Source organism: Streptomyces sp. NPDC046349 (assembly GCF_055587885.1).
The window spans coordinates 653,270-672,328 of sequence record NZ_JBVJFK010000001.1; the positions used below are offsets into that span (position 1 = coordinate 653,270).

At 72.9% G+C, this 19,059-nt stretch carries 18 protein-coding genes; 15 read left to right on the top strand and 3 right to left on the bottom strand.

Annotation, left to right across the window (positions count from 1 at the left end; all coding sequences use genetic code 11):
* Positions 1–122: 122 nt before the first annotated feature.
* Together ACZ6JS_RS03065 and thiD are read left to right on the top strand one after the other, a co-directional pair.
* Positions 123–1,106: a thiamine-phosphate kinase gene (locus ACZ6JS_RS03065; protein ID WP_469295348.1), complete on the top strand. Its 984-nt coding sequence runs from the start codon at positions 123–125 to the stop codon at positions 1,104–1,106.
* Positions 1,103–1,903 (top strand): bifunctional hydroxymethylpyrimidine kinase/phosphomethylpyrimidine kinase, encoded by an 801-nt coding sequence (gene thiD / locus ACZ6JS_RS03070; protein WP_469295350.1) that lies wholly within the window; start codon positions 1,103–1,105, stop codon positions 1,901–1,903. Before ACZ6JS_RS03065 ends, thiD begins: the two co-directional genes overlap by 4 nt.
* Before the next feature lie 85 nt (positions 1,904–1,988).
* Here thiD and rpmB read toward each other — a convergent pair whose 3' ends face one another.
* Positions 1,989–2,174, bottom strand: a complete 186-nt coding sequence (gene rpmB / locus ACZ6JS_RS03075) for a 50S ribosomal protein L28 (protein WP_007266795.1) — start codon at positions 2,172–2,174, stop codon at positions 1,989–1,991.
* A gap of 244 nt (positions 2,175–2,418) precedes the next feature.
* On the opposite strand from rpmB, the gene ACZ6JS_RS03080 reads away from it, so the two are divergent.
* From ACZ6JS_RS03080 to mutM, 9 genes are all read left to right on the top strand, one after another.
* Positions 2,419–4,083, top strand: coding sequence for a DAK2 domain-containing protein (locus ACZ6JS_RS03080; RefSeq protein ID WP_469295352.1), 1,665 nt, complete (start codon positions 2,419–2,421; stop codon positions 4,081–4,083).
* Between the two features lie 26 nt (positions 4,084–4,109).
* Entirely contained in the window at positions 4,110–6,302 is a 2,193-nt protein-coding gene (recG, locus tag ACZ6JS_RS03085; RefSeq protein WP_469295353.1) for an ATP-dependent DNA helicase RecG, read from the top strand.
* Between the two features lie 73 nt (positions 6,303–6,375).
* Positions 6,376–6,954: a 16S rRNA (guanine(966)-N(2))-methyltransferase RsmD gene (gene rsmD, locus ACZ6JS_RS03090; RefSeq protein WP_469295355.1), complete on the top strand. Its 579-nt coding sequence runs from the start codon at positions 6,376–6,378 to the stop codon at positions 6,952–6,954.
* Positions 6,955–6,968: 14 nt separating this feature from the next.
* Positions 6,969–7,448: a pantetheine-phosphate adenylyltransferase gene (coaD, locus tag ACZ6JS_RS03095; protein WP_030847041.1), complete on the top strand. Its 480-nt coding sequence runs from the start codon at positions 6,969–6,971 to the stop codon at positions 7,446–7,448.
* A 103-nt stretch (positions 7,449–7,551) separates the two neighbouring features.
* Complete coding sequence (locus ACZ6JS_RS03100; protein WP_469295356.1) at positions 7,552–8,589, top strand: ATP synthase F0 subunit B; 1,038 nt, start codon at positions 7,552–7,554, stop codon at positions 8,587–8,589.
* A 78-nt stretch (positions 8,590–8,667) separates the two neighbouring features.
* Positions 8,668–9,369 (top strand): YceD family protein, encoded by a 702-nt coding sequence (locus ACZ6JS_RS03105; RefSeq protein ID WP_469295357.1) that lies wholly within the window; start codon positions 8,668–8,670, stop codon positions 9,367–9,369.
* 2 nt (positions 9,370–9,371) lie between these two features.
* Complete coding sequence (rpmF, locus tag ACZ6JS_RS03110) at positions 9,372–9,545, top strand: 50S ribosomal protein L32 (protein ID WP_003965982.1); 174 nt, start codon at positions 9,372–9,374, stop codon at positions 9,543–9,545.
* 19 nt (positions 9,546–9,564) lie between these two features.
* Positions 9,565–10,404, top strand: a complete 840-nt coding sequence (gene rnc, locus ACZ6JS_RS03115; protein WP_469295358.1) for a ribonuclease III — start codon at positions 9,565–9,567, stop codon at positions 10,402–10,404.
* Between the two features lie 115 nt (positions 10,405–10,519).
* Complete coding sequence (gene mutM / locus ACZ6JS_RS03120) at positions 10,520–11,389, top strand: bifunctional DNA-formamidopyrimidine glycosylase/DNA-(apurinic or apyrimidinic site) lyase (protein WP_469295360.1); 870 nt, start codon at positions 10,520–10,522, stop codon at positions 11,387–11,389.
* On the opposite strand, the gene ACZ6JS_RS03125 is transcribed toward mutM, so the two are convergent.
* Complete coding sequence (locus ACZ6JS_RS03125; RefSeq protein ID WP_469295361.1) at positions 11,362–11,772, bottom strand: winged helix-turn-helix transcriptional regulator; 411 nt, start codon at positions 11,770–11,772, stop codon at positions 11,362–11,364. The genes mutM and ACZ6JS_RS03125 overlap by 28 nt on opposite strands.
* A gap of 135 nt (positions 11,773–11,907) precedes the next feature.
* Here ACZ6JS_RS03125 and ACZ6JS_RS03130 point away from each other — a divergent pair, with 135 nt between their 5' ends.
* Positions 11,908–12,510 carry a flavodoxin family protein gene (locus ACZ6JS_RS03130; RefSeq protein WP_469295558.1) on the top strand — a complete coding sequence of 201 codons (603 nt, stop codon included), beginning with the start codon at positions 11,908–11,910 and terminating at the stop codon, positions 12,508–12,510.
* A gap of 54 nt (positions 12,511–12,564) precedes the next feature.
* On the opposite strand, the gene ACZ6JS_RS03135 is transcribed toward ACZ6JS_RS03130, so the two are convergent.
* Entirely contained in the window at positions 12,565–13,530 is a 966-nt protein-coding gene (locus tag ACZ6JS_RS03135) for a CAP domain-containing protein (protein ID WP_469295363.1), read from the bottom strand.
* A gap of 136 nt (positions 13,531–13,666) precedes the next feature.
* Between ACZ6JS_RS03135 and ACZ6JS_RS03140 the strand changes: the two genes are divergently transcribed.
* The 3 genes from ACZ6JS_RS03140 (at position 13,667) to ACZ6JS_RS03150 (ending at position 18,916) form a co-directional block, all read left to right on the top strand.
* Positions 13,667–13,948, top strand: a complete 282-nt coding sequence (locus ACZ6JS_RS03140; protein WP_030844553.1) for an acylphosphatase — start codon at positions 13,667–13,669, stop codon at positions 13,946–13,948.
* 348 nt (positions 13,949–14,296) lie between these two features.
* Positions 14,297–14,515, top strand: coding sequence for a hypothetical protein (locus ACZ6JS_RS03145; protein WP_030032603.1), 219 nt, complete (start codon positions 14,297–14,299; stop codon positions 14,513–14,515).
* Between the two features lie 183 nt (positions 14,516–14,698).
* Positions 14,699–18,916 carry an AAA family ATPase gene (locus tag ACZ6JS_RS03150; protein WP_469295364.1) on the top strand — a complete coding sequence of 1,406 codons (4,218 nt, stop codon included), beginning with the start codon at positions 14,699–14,701 and terminating at the stop codon, positions 18,914–18,916.
* Positions 18,917–19,059: the final 143 nt, after the last annotated feature.

The following is a 19,059-nucleotide window of genomic DNA, read 5'->3' on the forward strand; positions in this document are numbered from 1 at the left end:
TGCGGGCCCGGCGCCACGCACAGCGGGGCGTACGGAGAGCAGAAGTTGACGTATCTGTTGACGGTACCCAGAGCTGTGACGGCTCGCGACCGCAAGCGGACTGGGCAAGAAGGGGCACAGCGATGAAGGGCACTGTCGGCGAGCTGGGGGAGTTCGGGCTGATCAGGGAGCTCACCTCACGGCTCACCACCACCCCGGCGGTCCGGCTCGGACCCGGCGACGACGCCGCCGTGGTGTCGGCCCCCGACCGGCGGGTCGTGGCGAGCACCGACATCCTGCTGGAGGGCCGCCACTTCCGGCGCGACTGGTCCACGGCCTACGACGTGGGCCGCAAGGCCGCCGCGCAGAACCTGGCGGACATCGCGGCCATGGGAGCGGTGCCGACCGCGCTGCTCCTCGGCCTCGTCGTACCCGCCGAACTCCCGGTCACCTGGCCCACCGAGCTCATGGACGGCATCCGCGACGAGTGCCAGGTCGCCGGCGCGGCCGTGGTCGGCGGGGACGTGGTCCGCGGGGACACCATCACCGTCTCCATCACCGCCCTCGGCGACCTGCGCAACCACGAGCCCGTCCTGCGCTCCGGAGCCCAGCCCGGCGACGTCGTCGCCGTCACCGGCTGGCTCGGCTGGTCCGCGGCGGGCTTCGCCGTGCTCTCGCGCGGCTTCCGCTCCCCGCGGGCGTTCGTGGAGGCCCACCGGCGCCCCGAGCCGCCCTACCACGCCGGCCCCGCGGCCGCCGGGCTCGGCGCCAGCGCCATGACCGACGTCAGCGACGGCCTGATCGCCGACCTCGGGCACATCGCCGAGGCCAGCAAGGTACGGATCGACCTGCGCTCGGCCGCCGTCGACATCCCGACCCAGATGCACGACATCGGGCAGGCCGTCGGCGTCGACCCGCTCCAGTGGGTGCTCACCGGGGGAGAGGACCACGCGATCGTGGCGACCTTCCCGCCCGACGTGAAGCTGCCCGCCCGCTGGAAGGTCATCGGCGAGGTCCTCAACCGCTCCGCGCTGCCCCAGGTGACCGTCGACGGCGCGCCCTGGACAAGCACCGGAGGCTGGGACCACTTCGGGGCCGACCCGGCCGCCCAGGACGGCGCGCCGTGAACGCGGCGCCGCCGCTGTGCCTGACCGTCGCCGGATCGGACTCCGGCGGCGGCGCGGGCATCCAGGCCGACCTCAAGACCATGCTGGCGCTCGGCGTCCACGGCATGAGCGTGGTGACCGCCGTGACCGCGCAGAACTCACTCGGGGTACGGGGAGCCTGGGAGCTGCCCGCCGAGGCCGTCACGGCCCAGTACCGGGCCGTCGTGGACGACATGGGGGTGCACGCCGTGAAGACCGGCATGCTCTCGTCCGCCGTCCTGGTGGAGACCGTGGCCGCGCTGCTGGCCGACACCGCGGCCCCGGCCGTCGTGGACCCCGTCGGAGTCTCCAAGCACGGGGACGCCCTGCTCGCGGCCTCGGCGCTGGACGCCGTACGCACGGAGCTGCTGCCGCGGGCCACCGTGGCCACACCCAACCTGGACGAGGTCGCCCAGCTCACCGGCCTCGTCGTGGAGAGCGAGGACGACATGCGCCGGGCCGCCGACGCGATCCTCGGCCACGGGCCCCGCTGGGCGCTGATCAAGGGCGGGCACCTCGCGGCACACGGCGGCGAAGCGGTGGACCTGCTCACCGACGGCACGGGGGAGCGGTGGCTGCGCGCCCCGCGCCACTCCAACCGCCACACCCACGGAACGGGCTGCACCCTCGCCAGCGCCATCGCGGCAGGACTGGCCAAGGGCCTGGCGGTCCCCGAGGCCGTCACGGCCGCCAAGGAGTACGTGACGGGCGGCATCGCCGCCGGTTTCGCACTCGGCGGGGGCATCGGCCCGGTGGATCACGCCTGGCGGCTGCGCTGAACCCGCCCGGACAAGGCAAAAGGCCGGTCCACCAGAGGTGGACCGGCCTTCTTGGCAACCGGAAGGGGCTGCGCTACGACGGGCGTCAGCGCGAGACCTTGCCGGCCTTGATGCACGAGGTGCAGGCGTTGAGGCGCTTCGGCGTCCCATTGACCACGGCACGAACGCGCTGGATGTTCGGGTTCCAGCGACGCGAGGTGCGGCGGTGCGAGTGGGAGATGTTGTTGCCGAAGCTCGGCCCCTTGGCGCAAACGTCGCAGTTGGCAGCCACAGGTCACTCCAAAGACTTCAGATGCAATTACAGTGAATCCGGCGCACCGGAATCAGAGGTCTGAAGTGGTTTGCCGGGGAAAAGACCCGACTCTCATCGGGCAACCGGAGCAGCATACAACGACTGCGCCCGTCCAAGAAAACTACCATGGCGGCCGACGACCCCGTCCCGCGGTCCGGACCCCCGAGGCGCGGTCCTTCGTTACCCTGCGGTGAACCCTGGCCCGCACAAGGAGGAACGCCCGGTGCCGCACGAGCCGCAGCCGCAGCCCGCCGACGAGCTCGACGCCGAAGCCGTGCGCACCTGGAGCTCGCTCGCCCTGGCCGCGCTGGGCCGGGCCCGCGAGGACATCGACGCGATCAACGTGTACCCGGTCGCCGACGCGGACACCGGCACCAATCTCTACCTCACCGCCGAGTCGGCCGACCGCGCGCTGGCCGCGACCTTCGAGAACGCCGCCCACGCCGCCGTGGCACCGACTTCCCTGTCCGAGGCGGTACGGGCCTGGGCGCACGGCGCGCTCGTCGGCGCCCGCGGTAACTCCGGGACGATCCTCGCGCAGCTGCTGCGCGGGGTGGCAGACGTACTCGGCGCCGCGCCCGCAGGCGGGCGGACCGGCCCCGGCGGGCAGCTGGCCCACGCGCTCACCCGGGCCGCGGAGGAGGCGTACGCGGCCGTCGCGCATCCGGTGGAGGGCACCATGCTCACCGTCGCGGGCGCCGCCGCGCGGGCCGGCGAAGCGGCCTCGGCGGCCGCCGGCACGGCGACCGACGTGGCCCGCGCCGCCTACGACGCAGCCCGCGCCGCACTCGCCGAGACCCCCGGGCAGCTGGCCGCGCTGGGCCGCGCCGGGGTGGTCGACGCCGGCGGCTGCGGGCTGGTCGCCGTACTCGGCGCCCTCTGGCAGGCCCTGTCCGGCCAGGAGCCGGCCGCCGAACCCGTGGCCCGCCGGACCGCGGCGCCCGCACCGCAGCCGGACGACCCGTGCGAGCACCCCGAGGACGGGCCCGCGTACGAGGTCATCTACCTGCTGGAGGCATCGGAGGCGGCCGTCGCGGAACTGCGCGCACAGCTCGACGGCCTCGGCGACTCCCTGGTCGTGGTCGGCGGCGACGGCCTGTGGAGCGTCCACGTCCATGTCGACGACCCCGGCGCGGCAGTGGAGGCGGGGGTCGTCGCCGGTCGGCCGTACCGGATACGGATCACGCACTTCGGCGACGAGCGCCGCCGCGGCCGCGGCGAGCGCGCCCAGCGGGCCGTGGTCGCCGTGGTCCCCGGTGAGGGACTGGCGGGCCTGTGCGCCGAGGCCGGCGCGACGACCGTGCTCGTGCGTCCGGGGGAGGTCCCGGCCACCGCCGAGCTCCTCGACGCCGTCCGGCGCGCCCACGCCCGCGAGGTGGTGTTCCTGCCGGGCGGCACGGAACTGCGCGCGGCGGCGGCCACGGCCGCCGAACAGGCCCGCGCCGAGGGCGTGCGGGTCGCCGTGATCCCCACCCGCTCCGCCGTGCAGGGCCTGGCCGCGCTCGCCGTGCACGACCCTGACGGCAGCTTCGACGAGGACGTGGTGGCCATGACCGCGGCCGCCGGCGCCACCCGCCACGGGGAACTCGCCGTCGCCGAACGCCAGTCCTTCACCTCGGCGGGCATCTGCCAGGCCGGCGACGTGCTCGGCCTCATCGACGGCGACGTCGCCGTGATCGGCGCGGGCCTGGCCGAGACCGCCGAGGCCGTGCTGGACCGGATGCTGGGCTCCGGCGGCGAACTGGTCACCCTGGTCCTCGGCCCCGAGGTGCCCGACGCCGTCGCCGAACGCCTCCAGGCCCACGTGCAGTCCGGCCACCTGGCCGTGGACACCGTCACCTACCGGGGCGGCCGGTACTCGGCGCCGCTCCTCATCGGGGTGGAATAGCCGGCTTGTCAGCGCCATGGTGTGCAATGGAACACGTGCCCGCGCTCGACGAAGACCTCAAGAAGACGCTCGGTCCCGCCACCGCCAAGGTGCTGGCCGAGCAGCTCGGCCTGCACACGGCCCTGGACCTGCTCCACCACTACCCGAGGCGGTACGCCGAACGCGGTGAGCTGACCTCGCTGGCCGAGCTCGCCGACCAGATCGACGAGCACGTGACCGTCGTCGCGCAGGTCGCCGACGCCCGCGTCCTCACCTTCAACGGGGGCCGGGGCAAGCGGCTGGAGGTGACCATCACCGACGGCAGCGGCCGCCTCCAGCTGGTGTTCTTCGGCGCCGGGGTCCACAAGCCGCACAAGGAACTGCTCCCCGGCAGCCGCGCGATGTTCGCGGGCAAGGTCTCCAGGTTCAACCACAAGCTCCAGCTCGCGCACCCCGCGTACGAGCCGCTCGGCGCGGACGCCTCCGACCGGGACGCCGCCACCGCCTTCGCGAACCAGCTGATCCCGATCTACCCGGCCTGCGCGAAGCTGGAGTCCTGGAAGATCGCCAAATGCGTGGACGCCGTACTGCCCAGCGCCCACGAGGCGGTGGACCCACTGCCGCCGGCCCTGCGCGAGGGCCGCGGGCTGGTCCCGCTCACCGAGGCCCTGCTGAAGATCCACCGGCCGGCCGCCAAGGCCGACATCGAGGACGCCCGGCAGCGCCTGAAGTGGGACGAGGCCTTCGTCCTCCAGGTCGCGCTGGCCCGTCGCCGCCACGCCGACTCCCAGCTGCCGGCCGTCCCGCGCCGGCCCGCCCCCGGCGGCCTGCTCGACGCCTTCGACGCCAAACTGCCCTTCACCCTCACCGAGGGCCAGCAGAAGGTCTCGAAGGAGATCTTCGACGACCTCGCCACCAGCCACCCGATGCACCGCCTCCTCCAGGGCGAGGTCGGAAGCGGGAAGACAATGGTGGCTCTTCGGGCGATGCTGGCCGTCGTCGACTCCGGCGGGCAGGCGGCGATGCTCGCGCCCACCGAGGTGCTCGCCCAGCAGCACCACCGCTCCATCGTCGAGATGATGGGCGAACTTGCCGAGGGCGGCATGCTCGGCGGTTCCGGCCAGGGCACCAAGGTCGTGCTGCTCACCGGGTCGATGGGGATGCCGGCACGCCGCCAGGCCCTGCTCGACCTCGTCACCGGCGAGGCCGGGATCGTCATCGGCACGCACGCCCTGATCGAGGACAAGGTGCAGTTCCACGACCTCGGCCTGGTCGTGGTCGACGAGCAGCACCGCTTCGGTGTGGAGCAGCGCGACGCGCTCCGCTCCAAGGGCAAGCAGCCGCCGCACCTGCTGGTGATGACGGCCACCCCGATCCCGCGCACCGTCGCCATGACCGTCTTCGGCGACCTGGAGACCTCCGTCCTGGACCAGCTGCCCGCCGGGCGCTCGCCGATCGCCACCCACGTGGTGCCCGCCAAGGACAAGCCGCACTTCCTCGCCCGGGCCTGGGAGCGGGTCCGCGAGGAGGTGGAGAAGGGCCACCAGGCGTACGTGGTCTGCCCGCGCATCGGCGACGGTGAGGACGATCCCAAGAAGAAGCAGGCGGCGGACGACGCCGACAGGCGGCCGCCGCTCGCGGTCCTGGAGATCGCCGAGGAGCTGCGCCGCGGACCGCTGGCCGGGCTGGGCGTCGAGGTGCTGCACGGCCGGATGGACCCCGCCGACAAGGACGACGTCATGCGCCGCTTCGCGGCCGGCGAGGTGCAGGTGCTGGTCGCCACCACCGTCATCGAGGTCGGTGTGAACGTCCCCAACTCCACCGTCATGGTGATCATGGACGCGGACCGGTTCGGCGTCTCCCAGCTCCACCAGCTGCGCGGCCGCGTCGGCCGCGGTTCCGCCCCCGGCCTGTGCCTGCTGGTCAGCGAGATGCACGAGGCCAGCCCCGCCCGGGCCCGGCTCGCCGCCGTCGCCGCCACCCTCGACGGCTTCGAGCTCTCCAGGATCGACCTGGAACAGCGGCGCGAGGGCGACGTGCTGGGCCAGGCCCAGTCGGGGGTGCGCTCCTCGCTGCGCATGCTCGCCGTCATCGACGACGAGGAGGTCATCGCCCAGGCCCGGGAGGAGGCCACCCGCGTGGTGGCCGAGGACCCGGCGCTGGAGCGGCTGCCGGGCCTGCGGACCGCGCTGGACGCCCTGCTCGACACCGAGCGCGAGCAGTACCTGGAGAAGGGCTGAGCGGCACGACCTATCGTTGGAGTGCCACGGCAGACCGCCGTGCGCCCCCTACCGTCGTACCGAAGGACCCCAGATGACCCGCGTGATCGCCGGCAGCGCCGGCGGGCGACGGCTGGCCGTGCCCCCCGGCACCGGCACCCGGCCGACCTCGGACCGGATGCGCGAAGGCCTCTTCTCCACCTGGGAGTCGCTGCACGGGGTCGAGGGTGCCCGGGTGCTCGACCTGTACGGCGGCTCCGGCGCCGTCGGCCTGGAGGCCCTCTCCCGGGGCGCGGACCACGCCCTCCTGGTCGAGGCGGACCCCAAGGCAGCCAAGGCGATCCGGGACAACATCAGGACGCTGGGCCTGCCCGGCGCCGAGTTCCGGGCCGGCAAGGCCGAGCAGATCGTGGCGGCCCGCCCGGGCGGGGACCCGTACGACGTCGTCTTCCTGGACCCGCCGTACGCCGTGGACAGCGCGGACCTGCGCGAGATCCTCCTCACACTCCGGTCCAATGGCTGGATCACGGACGACGCGCTCGTCACCGTGGAGCGCAGCACCAGGAGCGGCGCCTTCCCGTGGCCCGAGGGCTTCGAGCCGCTCCGGTCTCGCAAGTACGGCGAGGGCACCCTTTGGTACGGCCGCGCCGCCTTCACCCGCGAAGACTCATGAACGAGGGAGTTCAGTTGCGCCGCGCCGTCTGTCCGGGGTCCTTCGATCCCATCCACAACGGACACCTCGACATCATCGGACGCGCCTCCCGGCTGTACGACGTCGTGCACGTCGCCGTGGGGATCAACGAGTCGAAGCGGGGCCTGTTCACCGTCGAGGAGCGGATCGAGCTGATCCGCGAGGCGACGGCGGACTACGGCAACGTCCAGGTGGAGGCCTTCCGCGGGCTCCTCGTCGACTTCTGCAAGCAGCGGGACATCCCGGCCATCGTCAAGGGCCTGCGCGCGGTCAGCGACTTCGACTACGAACTCCAGATGGCCCAGATGAACCTGGGCCTGTCGGGCGTCGAGACGCTGTTCGTCCCGACCATCCCCTCCTACAGCTTCCTGTCCTCCTCGCTGGTCAAGGAAGTCGCGGCCTGGGGCGGCGACGTCGCCCACCTGCTGCCGGCGCACGTGCACGCGGCGCTCCTCGAGCGGCTGCGCGAACGCTGACCGGCTGACGGGCCGTCAGCCGGTGTCGGCGGCGCGCCCGCTGGCCGTACAGTCGTCCCGTCCGTCTCAGGAACCGCCTGAGGCCGAGAGAGTGCGAGCCCCCATGGACGTGCAGAAGAAGCTCGACGAGATCGTCGCGGCCGTCGGCGGCGCCCGGTCCATGCCGATGTCGGCCTCCTGCGTGATCAACCGCGCCGAGCTGCTCGCCCGGCTCGAAGAGGTCCGCCAGGCGCTCCCGGGCTCGCTCGCGCAGGCCCAGGAGCTCCTCGGCGGCCGGGAGCAGATGGTCGAGGACGCCCGCCGGGAGGCGGAGCGGATCATCGATGCGGCCCACAACCAGCGCGGTTCGCTGATCGCCGACACCGAGATCGCGCGGCGCTCCCAGGCCGAGGCGGACCGGATCCTGGAGGAGGCCCGCCGGGAGGCCGAGCAGATCCGGGCCGAGGCCGACGACTACGTCGACAGCAAGCTCGCGAATTTCGAGGTCGTGCTGACCAAGACGATCGGCTCGGTGGACCGGGGCCGGGAGAAGCTGCTGGGCCGCGGCCCCGGCCTGGACGAGGACGGCTACCCGGACGCGGACGCGCCCGAGCGCAGCCACGACCCCGAGACGCAGCGGCAGCAGGCGGACGCGTACGTGGACACCAAGCTCGCGACCTTCGAGGCGGTGCTCTCCAAGACGCTGGAGGCCGTGGGCCGCGGCCGCCAGAAGCTGCTCGGCCGGGTCCCGACGGACGACCTCGGCGTGCACATGGCGGCCCAGGACGCGGCGGCGGGCCAGTCCTCGCGCTCGGCGAGCGACTCGGACTTCCTTGCGGGCCTGGCGGAGCCGGAGCCCGCGCACGTCCCGGCGCCGGTCCCCGCCCAGCCGGAGCCCCTGTACGACTCGTACGCCTACCAGCAGCCCGCGGCCCAGCAGCAGGACGCGTACTCCTACCAGGACCCGTACGGCGGCTATCAGCAGCAGCCGGACGCGTACTCGGCCTACCAGCAGCAGCCCGACCCGTACGCCGCCTACCAGCAGCCGCAGCCCCCCCAGCAGGCCCAGCAGGCCCAGCAGCCCTCGCTGGACGAGACCAGCTTCTTCGACACGAGCATGATCAACCTGGACCAGCTGCGTCAGTACGAACAGGGCCGCTGACACCGGATTGGGCGCAGGGCGCCGCTCCGGGTATCCTGGCTGTTCGGTCGCGCGTATGCGTCGCGATCCATGCTGCCCGTGAGCGGCGGAATTTTTGATCTTCAGCGATCCGTGAAAGCAGGAACAGCCCTGAACACCCGCCTCGACCACCGCAACCCCCTCGTGTTCGACACGCACGAGCTGGGTCGGCGTCCTGGTGCCATGCAGCGGCTGTCCCGTGAGATCGACGCACCGGCGGACCTCGGTCTGGCCGATGTGATCGGAGTGCCGGAAGGCGCCCCGGTGAAGCTCAACCTCCGCCTCGAGTCGGTCATGGAAGGGGTGCTTGTCACAGGCACCGTCCGTGCATCGGCGACGGGGGAGTGCGTAAGGTGTCTGGAGGCCGTCGAGCGTGAGCTCAAGGCGGACTTCCAGGAGATGTTCTCGTACCCTGACGCCGACGACCGGGGCCGCGCCAAAGCGGAGCCGGCCGACGACGCCGAGGACGACGAGGACACGCTCTTCCTCGAGGACGGATTGTTCGACCTCGAACCCGTGCTGCGGGACGCGGTGGTGCTCGCACTGCCGATGCAGCCGGTGTGCCGGGAGGACTGTCTCGGGCTGTGCCCCGATTGCGGGGTCAGCCTCAACGACGACCCGGACCACCACCACGACGCCGTCGACATCCGTTGGGCGGCTTTGCAGGAACTCGTCGTTACCGATCAGGACGGCGAGAAGGACAACATGAGCGGCACTGCATCTGACGACGTTCAGAGCGCCGCCGAGAAGCAGGAGAAGTAGCCGTGGCTGTTCCGAAGCGGAAGATGTCGCGCAGCAACACGCGCCACCGCCGGTCGCAGTGGAAGGCTGCGGTCCCCACCCTGGTTTCGTGTGAGCGTTGCCAGGAGCCGAAGCTCCAGCACATCGCGTGCCCGAGCTGCGGCACCTACAACAAGCGCCAGGTCCTCGAGGTCTGAGCGGCTGGTGAGAGGCGCAATGTCTGAGCTGTCCAACGCTGAGAAGCAGGCAGACAGTAACAACGCGGCCTCGTCCCACACGCTTCTGGAAGGGCGGCTCGGGTACCGACTCGAGTCCGCCCTTCTGGTGCGTGCGCTGACCCACCGCTCGTACGCGTACGAGAACGGCGGTCTGCCCACCAACGAACGCCTGGAGTTCCTCGGGGACTCCGTGCTGGGCCTGGTGGTCACGGACACGCTGTACACGACCCACCCGGACCTCCCCGAAGGCCAGCTGGCCAAGCTTCGGGCCGCGGTGGTCAACTCGCGTGCACTGGCGGAGGTCGGGCGCGGCCTCGACCTGGGCTCCTTCATCCGGCTCGGCCGGGGCGAAGAGGGCACGGGCGGCCGGGACAAGGCCTCCATCCTCGCCGACACCCTTGAAGCGGTCATCGGCGCGGTCTACCTCGACCAGGGCCTCGACGCGGCCTCGGAGCTGGTCCACCGGCTCTTCGACCCGCTGATCGAGAAGTCCTCGAACCTCGGGGCCGGCCTGGACTGGAAGACCAGTCTCCAGGAGCTCACGGCCGCGGAAGGTCTTGGCGTACCGGAATACCTGGTCACCGAGACCGGTCCGGACCACGAGAAGACCTTCACTGCTGCCGCCCGCGTCGGTGGTGTCTCGTACGGCACCGGCACCGGCCGCAGCAAGAAGGAAGCGGAACAGCAGGCCGCGGAGTCCGCATGGCGCGGGATCCGCGCCGCGGCGGACGAGCGGATCGCGGCGGCAGCAGCCGCCGCTCCGGCAGAGGTCCCGGCTTCGGCCGAGGCCGCGGACGGCGGGGTGCCGACGTCCGCCGATCCAGTGCCGGACGCCTGACCTTCCTTCGGGTACGCATGACGCCCGCCCCTGCACGCAGGGGCGGGCGTTGCCGTTTTCGGGAGGCCGGTACGCTCGCGGCAGCGCCCAGATCCGCACCCACCGGAGGTTTCCCGTGCCCGAGCTGCCCGAAGTCGAAGTCGTGCGGCGGGGGCTGGAACGCTGGGTCGCCGGACGGACCGTCGAGGCCGTCGAGGTCCTGCACCCACGCGCGGTGAGGCGCCATCCGGGCGGGGCCGCCGACTTCGCGGCACGGCTGCGGGGGGAGACCCTCGGGGTGCCGCAACGGCGCGGGAAATACCTGTGGCTGCCCCTGGCGGAGCGGGACCTGTCGGTGCTCGGCCACCTGGGCATGAGCGGGCAGCTGCTCGTGCAGCCCGAGGACGCCCCCGACGAGAAGCACCTGCGGATCCGGGTGCGCTTCGGGGACGACGCCGGGACGGAGCTGCGCTTCGTGGACCAGCGGACCTTCGGCGGGCTCTCGCTGCACGAGACCGCCGCCGACAGCGCCGACGGCCTGCCCGACGTCATCGCGCACATCGCGCGCGACCCCCTGGACCCGCTGTTCGACGAGGCGGCCTACCACCTCGCGCTGCGCGCCAAGCGGACCACCGTCAAGCGGGCCCTGCTGGACCAGTCACTGATCAGCGGGGTCGGCAACATCTACGCGGACGAGGCGCTGTGGCGCTCGAAACTGCACTACGAGCGCCCGACGGCCAACCTCACGCGCCCCCGGAGCGCGGAACTCCTCGGCCATGTCCGGGACGTCATGAACGCGGCCCTCGCCGTGGGCGGCACGAGCTTCGACAGTCTGTACGTCAATGTCAACGGGGAGTCGGGGTACTTCGACCGTTCGCTCGACGCCTACGGGCGCGAGGACGAGCCCTGCCGGCGCTGCGGCACCCCGATGCGCCGGCGGCCGTGGATGAACAGGTCGAGCTACTTCTGCCCGCGCTGTCAGCGGCCGCCGCGGGTCGCGTCGTAGGAGTCCCGGGCGGAGAGCACCGCCGGCATGCTCCCCTCCAGGTGGTGGATCAGCGCGAGGAGCCGGTCCGCCACCTCGACCCCGAGGGGGGTGAGTTCGTAGTCCACGCGCGGGGGGTTGGTCGGCTGCGCCTCGCGGTGGACGATCCCGTCGCGCTCCAGCGCGTGCAGGGTCTGCGACAGCATCTTCTCGCTCACGCCGTCCACCCGGCGGCGCAGCTCGTTGAAGCGGACCGGCCCCTCGCGCAGGGCGCCCACGGTGAGGCTTCCCCAGCGGCCGGTGACGTGTTCCAGCGTCTCCCGGGACGGGCAGGAGCGGGCGAACACGTCGAACGGCAGCTCGCCGTGCTCGGCTTCGGCTTCGGTACGGGCAGGGGTCTCCATAGAACAAGAGTACCCGCAGGCAGCGCTAACTCAGAGCTTGCGCTTTCGAAAAGTTAGTGATTCTCTTCTTCTCGTCGCGGCACGGCCCCGTGCTGCGACGAGAGCCTTCCCGAGGGAGATACAGCCTTGTCCGGTATCACGCACACCCCTGTCGTCTCGATCGCCTACCACTCCGGCTACGGCCACACGGCCGTCGTCGCCGAAGCGGTCCGCAGCGGCGCCGTCGACGCCGGGGCGACCGTCCACCTGATCAAGGTCGACGAGATCGACGACACGCAGTGGGAGCTGCTCGACGCCTCCGACGCGATCGTCTTCGGCTCCCCGACGTACATGGGCACGGCCTCGGGCGCCTTCCACGTCTTCGCCGAGGCCTCCTCGAAGCGCTGGTTCGGCGACGCCTGGCAGGACAAGGTGGCGGCGGGCTTCACCAACTCCGCATCGAAGAGCGGCGACAAGCTGCACACGCTGCAGTTCTTCCAGGTGCTGGCCGCGCAGCACGGCATGAACTGGGTCAACCTGGGCCTGAAGCCCGGCTGGAACTCCAGCACTGCCTCCGAGAACGACCTCAACCGCCTGGGCTTCTTCTCCGGCGCGGCCGCCCAGTCCAACTCCGACGAGGGTGCGGACGCGGTCCACAAGGCCGACATCGCGACGGCGGAGCACCTGGGCCGCCGCGTGGCCGAGCACACCCGCGTCGTCGTCGCGGGCCGCGCGGCCCTGGCGGCCGTGTCCGGCTGACCCGACCCGATCCTGCGGGGCGCGCCGTCCGGCGACCCCGTCGGCGGGGTGATGTCAGAAACCGAAGTCCTGCGTCCACCAGGGGCCGCCGGCGGCGAAGTGGGCGCCGACGCCCAGGGTGCGGAACTCGCAGTTGAGGATGTTCGCCTTGTGACCCGGGCTGTTCATCCAGGCCTTCATCACGGACTCCGCGTCGCCCTGGCCGCGGGCTATGTTCTCGCCTCCGAGACCCGAGAGGCCGGCCTTCGCGGCACGGTCCCAGGGGGTGTTGCCTTCGGGGTCGTCGTGGCCGAAGAAGCCGCGAGTGGCCATGTCCTGGCTGAATGCTCCGGCCAGCGCGGCGAGCGGCGGGTTGGCGCGGACCGGGCCGCAGCCCGCCCGGGCGCGCTCCTGGTTGACCAGGGTGACGACGGCCGCCTCCTGCGCGGAGTGGGTGTCGAGGCGCGGCCTGGGCGCGGTGGCGGTGGGGGCGGGCGCCGACGCGGAGGGTGCCGGGGCCTGGGTCTTCTTCGAAGCCTCGGGGGAGGGGGCCGGTGCGGGCGGGGTCCGGCGCGCCGTGCTCGGCGGCGTGGTGCCGGGGGCCGCCTTGGGCGGGGTGGACGCGGCGGGGGCCGGCGCAGCCGACGCAGGCGGGGAGCTCGACGGGGAGGCCGAGGCGGTCGCGGAGGGTGAGGCCGAGGCCGCCGGGGAGGGCGAGGCCGGCGGGGTCGTCGCGGAGGGGGTGGGTGCGCCGCTCGTCGCCGATCCGCGGCCGGACAGGCTCGCGAGGCCGCCCTGCCGGTCGATCATGGAACCGGAGTCGGGACCGGGTATGGCTTTGGCCGCCCCGGCCTCCGCGGCAGTGGGCTCCGTGGCGCTGACGCCCACATAGGGGAAGGAGGCGCCGACCGGCACCATGCCGGTCGTGACGGCCGCTGTGCCCAGGGCGACGGCCACCGAGACCCCCAGCAGGCCGGTGCGCAGGGCGGTGCCGTGCTTGCCGCTGCGGCGCGGCGCGGCGTGGAGTCCGTGGCGTCCCATCGGTGGCGTGCCTTCCTGACCGGATCAAGATCGTCCCTTACTCACCCAAATGGGTGAGTTCATCGGTGCGCGACTGTACGCCATGGGGCCCTGGGGCGATGTGACCGGAAAGTTCGCGCCCGGTTAGCGTTCACGCATGAACGAAGACGTCCGTCTGACCGCCTGGGTGCGCGGTCGTGTGCAGGGAGTGGGCTTCCGCTGGTTCACCAGGGAGAACGCCATGGAGATCGGCGGGATGGTCGGCTTCGCGCTCAACCTCGACGACGGGCGGGTGCAGGTCGTGGCCGAAGGTCAACGTGAGAATTGCCACCGGCTGCTGGACTGGCTGCGGTCCTCCGACACGCCCGGCCGGGTGGACGGTGTGACAGAGATCTGGGGCACACCGCGCGGTGGCTACGACGGTTTCGGGATGCGGTGAGCGATCGACTGATCATGCACTCATCACATCTCCGAGGGTCCGGACCCGGTCGGAACTGGGCATTCGTCGTCGACGCGTTGCCGCCGCGGACGATCCGTGGAAGGCTCGGAGATGAGGATGATCTCCACGCCCCTTGCGAGGGCCGGGCTGCCCGCCGATACGGGGCGTGATCGTGTTGACCGTCAAACTTTTTGGTGAGACGCTGGAAGCCCCGCGCACCTGAGCTGTTTGGCAGTGCTGGCAGTAGTAAGCGCAGTGACTGACAGTCGCTGCCGGACATCCGCGGGTGCGATTCCCTCACGACCCACACCGCTTCGGTCGGTCACTCAATGTGGAGGACCATCCATCATGGCAAAGGCGCTTCTCGGTTACGTCGGCGGCTCCGACCCGCGACTCCTCGCCGAGATGCGACGGCTTCAGCAGCGCGTCCAGGACCTCGAGTCCGAGCTCGTACGGATTCAGTCCGAAAATGACGCGCTGAACGCGGCCGCCGCTCAGCACGACGGAGACTCGCTGCTGGACAGCATCGACATCGACGTACCCCAGGCGGAGCCTGCGCTCACCTGATCCCGCTCACTCGTCGCTCGAATCCAGCCCGCATGATCTGCAAGGGACGCTCCGGCGTCCCTTCTTGCTTTGGACTCCGCATCAGGGACCACAGGGCCGGGTGGGGGTCCTGATGCCTTTGACGTCAGTCGTGCCCAGCACCTTCATGGGTGAAACCGAACGTGAAAGGTAGAGTCCGGCGGCGTGCACCTCAAGTCCCTGACCCTGCGTGGCTTCAAGTCCTTCGCCTCCGCCACCACCCTGCGCTTCGAACCCGGCATCACCTGCGTCGTGGGTCCGAACGGCTCCGGCAAGTCCAACGTCGTCGACGCGCTGTCCTGGGTCATGGGCGAACAGGGGGCAAAGTCCCTGCGCGGCGGGAAGATGGAGGACGTCATCTTCGCCGGGACCACCGGCCGCCCGCCGCTCGGGCGCGCCGAGGTCTCCCTGACGATCGACAACTCCGACGGCGCCCTGCCCATCGACTACGCCGAAGTCACCATCACCCGGATCATGTTCCGCGGCGGCAGCAGCGAGTACCAGATCAACGGTGACACCTGCCGTCTGCTCGACATCCAGGAGCTGCTCTCCGACTCCGGCATCGGCCGTGAGATGCACGTCATCGTCGGGCAGGGCCAGCTGGACTCCGTCCTGCACGCCGACCCCATGGGCCGGCGCGCCTTCATCGAGGAGGCGGCCGGCGTACTGAAGCACCGCAAGCGCAAGGAGAAGGCGCTGCGGAAGCTCGACGCGATGCAGGCCAACCTCGCCCGCGTGCAGGACCTCGGCGACGAACTGCGCAGACAGCTCAAGCCCCTGGGGCGCCAGGCGGCCGTCGCCCGGCGGGCGGCCGTGATCCAGGCCGACCTGCGCGACGCCCGCCTGCGCCTGCTCGCCGACGACCTGGTCGCCCTGCGGCGCGCGCTCGACGCGGAGATCGCGGACGAGGCCGCGCTCAAGGAGCGCAAGGAGGCCGCCGAGGCCCAGCTGGCCGGCGCGCTGCGGCGCGAGGCCGAGCTGGAGGAGGCGGTGCGGGAGCTCACCCCGCGGCTCCGGCGGGCGCAGCAGACCTGGTACGAGCTGTCGCAGCTCGCCGAACGGGTCCGGGGCACCGCGTCCCTGGCCGACGCGCGGGTCAAGAGCGCCACGGCGCCCGTCGAGGAGGAGCGCAGGGGCCGCGACCCCGAGGACATGGAGCGGGAGGCCGAGCGGATCCGCGAACAGGAGGCGGAGCTGACGGCCGCGCTGGAGGCCGCCTCGCGGGCCCTGGAGGACACCACCGGGCACCGTGCGGAGCTGGAGCGGGAGCTGGCCGAGGAGGAACGGCGCCTGCGGGACGCGGCACGGGCCATCGCCGATCGCCGCGAGGGGCTGGCCCGGCTGACCGGGCGGCTCGGCGCGGCCCGATCCCGGGCCGGAGCGGCCCAGGCCGAGATCGACCGGCTCGCCCTGGCGCGGGACCAGGCCCGGAGCCGGGCCGAGGCCGCGCAGGCGGAGTACGAGGCGCTGGCGGAGGAGGTCGGCGGGCTCGACGACCTGTCGGCGCAGACGGACCACGAGGCCGCGCGGGCGGAGCTGAAGGAGGCCGAGGCCGCGCTCGGCAGCGCGCGGGAGGCGCTGGCGACGGCGGAGCGCTCGCGGGCGGCGGTGTCGGCCCGCCGGGACGCGCTGGCGCTGGGGCTGCGCCGCAAGGACGGTACGGGGGCGCTGCTCGCGGCCCGCGAGCGGCTGGCGGGCGTACTCGGCCCGGCGGCGGAGCGGCTGTCGGTGACGCCCGGGTACGAGGCCGCCGTGGCCGCTGCGCTCGGCTCGGCGGCGGACGCGCTGGCGGTGGCCTCCCCGTCGGCGGCGGCGGGGGCCATCCGCCACCTGCGCGACGCGGACGCGGGCCGCGCCACGCTCCTGATCACCCCGCCGACAGCCCTTCCGGGCGGGAGAGCGGAGGCGGTCGGTGCGGCTGTGCTGCCGGGCCAGGTCGGGGCCCCCGGGCCCGCGGCCCCCGCCCGCGGCGCTCTCCCCGGTCCGGGCGGGCCGGCGCCCCTGCCGGGCCAGGATGCCGGGGCCGGGGCCGGGGCCGAGGGCGTCCAGGCCGTGCCGCTCCGGCCGGGCCCTGCCGACGGGTCGGCGCCCGTGCCGGACGCGGTGGTGGAGGGGCGCGCCGCGGACGCGGTTCCGAGGCGGGCGCCCGGGGCCGCTGCGGCGGACGATGCCGGGCCGGGCCGGGGCTCGGGCCCGGAGCCGGCGACGGACGCTGCCCCGTCCGCCCGGATCGCGCAGCAAGGGGGTGCGGCCGCCCGGACGGAGGCAGCCCGCACGGGCCGGGCTGCGGCGTCGGTCCCTGCCGTGGAGCTCCCCCACCGGGCTCGCACCGCCGGGCCCGGCGCCTCGCCGGGCCCTGCGGGTCCCGGCCTGCCGGGCGACGGTACCGGGCCCGGGGCCGTTTCGACGGGTGTGGTCCTGCCCGGCGGCAGCGCGGGACCCGCGCCCGCCGCCTCGGCCGGTACCGACCTCGCGGGCCGGGCAGCGGCTGCCGTGGACGCGCCGGGTGTCGCGTCCACCGGGCACGGCGGGGCGGGGGCAGGCGTGCCCCACCCGGCCCCCGCCCCGGACGGGCCGGCCCTGCCCGTCCCGGCTGCGGCACTGGTGTCCGGGGACGACGAGGTGCGGCGGGCGTTGGCGTGGGTGCTGCGCGACCACGTCGTCGTCGGCACGCTCGACGAGGCCGAGGCGCTCGTCGCGCAGCGCCCCGACGCCGTTGCCGTGACCGTCGAGGGCGACGTCCTCGGCGCGCACCTCGCGCAGGGCGGTTCCGCCGGTGCGCCCAGCCTGATCGAGGTGCAGGCCGCCGTCGACGAGGCAGCCGCGGAGCTGACCCGGTTGGGCGTGCGGTGCGAGGAGCTCGCCGCCGCGCTGGCCGCCGCGCAGTCCCGGCGCCAGGACGCGGCCGCCCTGGTCGAGGAGCTCGCCGAGCGGCGGCGCACCGCAGAGCAGGCCCGGGCCGGGGTCGCCCAGCAGCTCGGACGGCTCGCCGGGCAGGCGAAGGGCGCGGCCGGCGAGGCCGAGCGCGGCGCCGCCGCCGCGGCCAGGGCCCAGGACGCCCTGGAACAGGCGCTGGCCGAGGTGGAGGAGTGCGCGGAGCGGCTCGCCGTCGCCGAGGAGATGCCGGTGGAGGAGGAACCGGACAGCTCCCGCCGGGACCGGCTGGCGGCCGACGGGGCCAACGCCCGCCAGACCGAGATGGAGGCCCGGCTCCAGCTGCGCACCCACGAGGAGCGGGTCAGGGGGCTGGCCGGACGGGCCGATTCCCTCGACCGGGCGGCCCGTGCGGAGCGGGAGGCCCGGGCCCGCGCCGAACGCCGCCGCGCACGCCGGCGCCACGAGGCGGAAGTGGCCCGCGCGGTGGCCGACGGGGCCCGTCAGCTCCTCGCCCACGTGGAGGTCTCCCTCCGCAGGGCCGACGAGGAACGCACCCTGGCCGAGCGGGCCAAGGGGCTGCGCGAGCGTGAACTCGCCGACGCGCGAAACAACGGCCGCGACCTGAAGGGCGAGCTCGACAAGCTCACCGACTCCGTCCACCGCGGCGAGGTGCTCGGCGCCGAGCAGCGGCTGCGCATCGAGGCCCTGGAAGCCAGGGCGCTGGAGGAGTTCGGCACGGAGCCCCGCGCGCTCGTGGCCGAGTACGGCCCCGACCAGCCGGTGCCCCCGTCCCCGGCGGCCGAGGGCGAGGAGCTCCCGCAGGACCCCGAGCACCCGCGCAACCGGCCGGGCCCCTTCGTCCGGGCCCAGCAGGAGAAGCGGTTCAAGGCGGCCGAACGGGCGTACCAGCAGCTCGGCAAGGTCAATCCGCTGGCCCTGGAGGAGTTCGCGGCGCTGGAAGAGCGCCACAAGTTCCTCAGCGAGCAGCTGGAGGATCTCCGCAAGACCAGGGCCGACCTCCTTCAAGTGGTGAAGGAGGTCGACGAGCGCGTCGAGCAGGTGTTCACCGAGGCCTACCGGGACACCGCCCGAGAATTCGAGGGAGTGTTCTCGCGCTTGTTCCCGGGTGGCGAGGGCAGGTTGGTCCTGACGGACCCGGACAACATGCTGACGACCGGGGTGGACGTGGAGGCCCGCCCACCGGGCAAGAAGGTCAAGCGCCTGTCGTTGCTCTCCGGCGGCGAGCGCTCGCTGACGGCCGTGGCACTGCTGGTGTCGATCTTCAAGGCGCGCCCCAGCCCGTTCTACGTGATGGACGAGGTCGAGGCCGCGCTCGACGACACCAACCTGCAGCGGCTGATCCGGATCATGGAGGAACTCCAGGAGAGCTCACAGCTGATCGTGATCACCCACCAGAAGCGGACGATGGAGGTCGCGGACGCGCTCTACGGCGTCTCCATGCAGGGCGACGGGGTCTCCAAGGTCATCAGTCAGCGGCTGCGCTGACGCCCATGTAGTTCAAGAAGTGAATCCACTGAGTCCGCTCTGCGCCTCACGCGGACTTCATCCCAGGTATTGACTTCAGAAACTGAACGCATAGGCTCGCTCCGCTGTCCCCCGCCTTCGGGTGGTGCCCGATCTTGACCTGT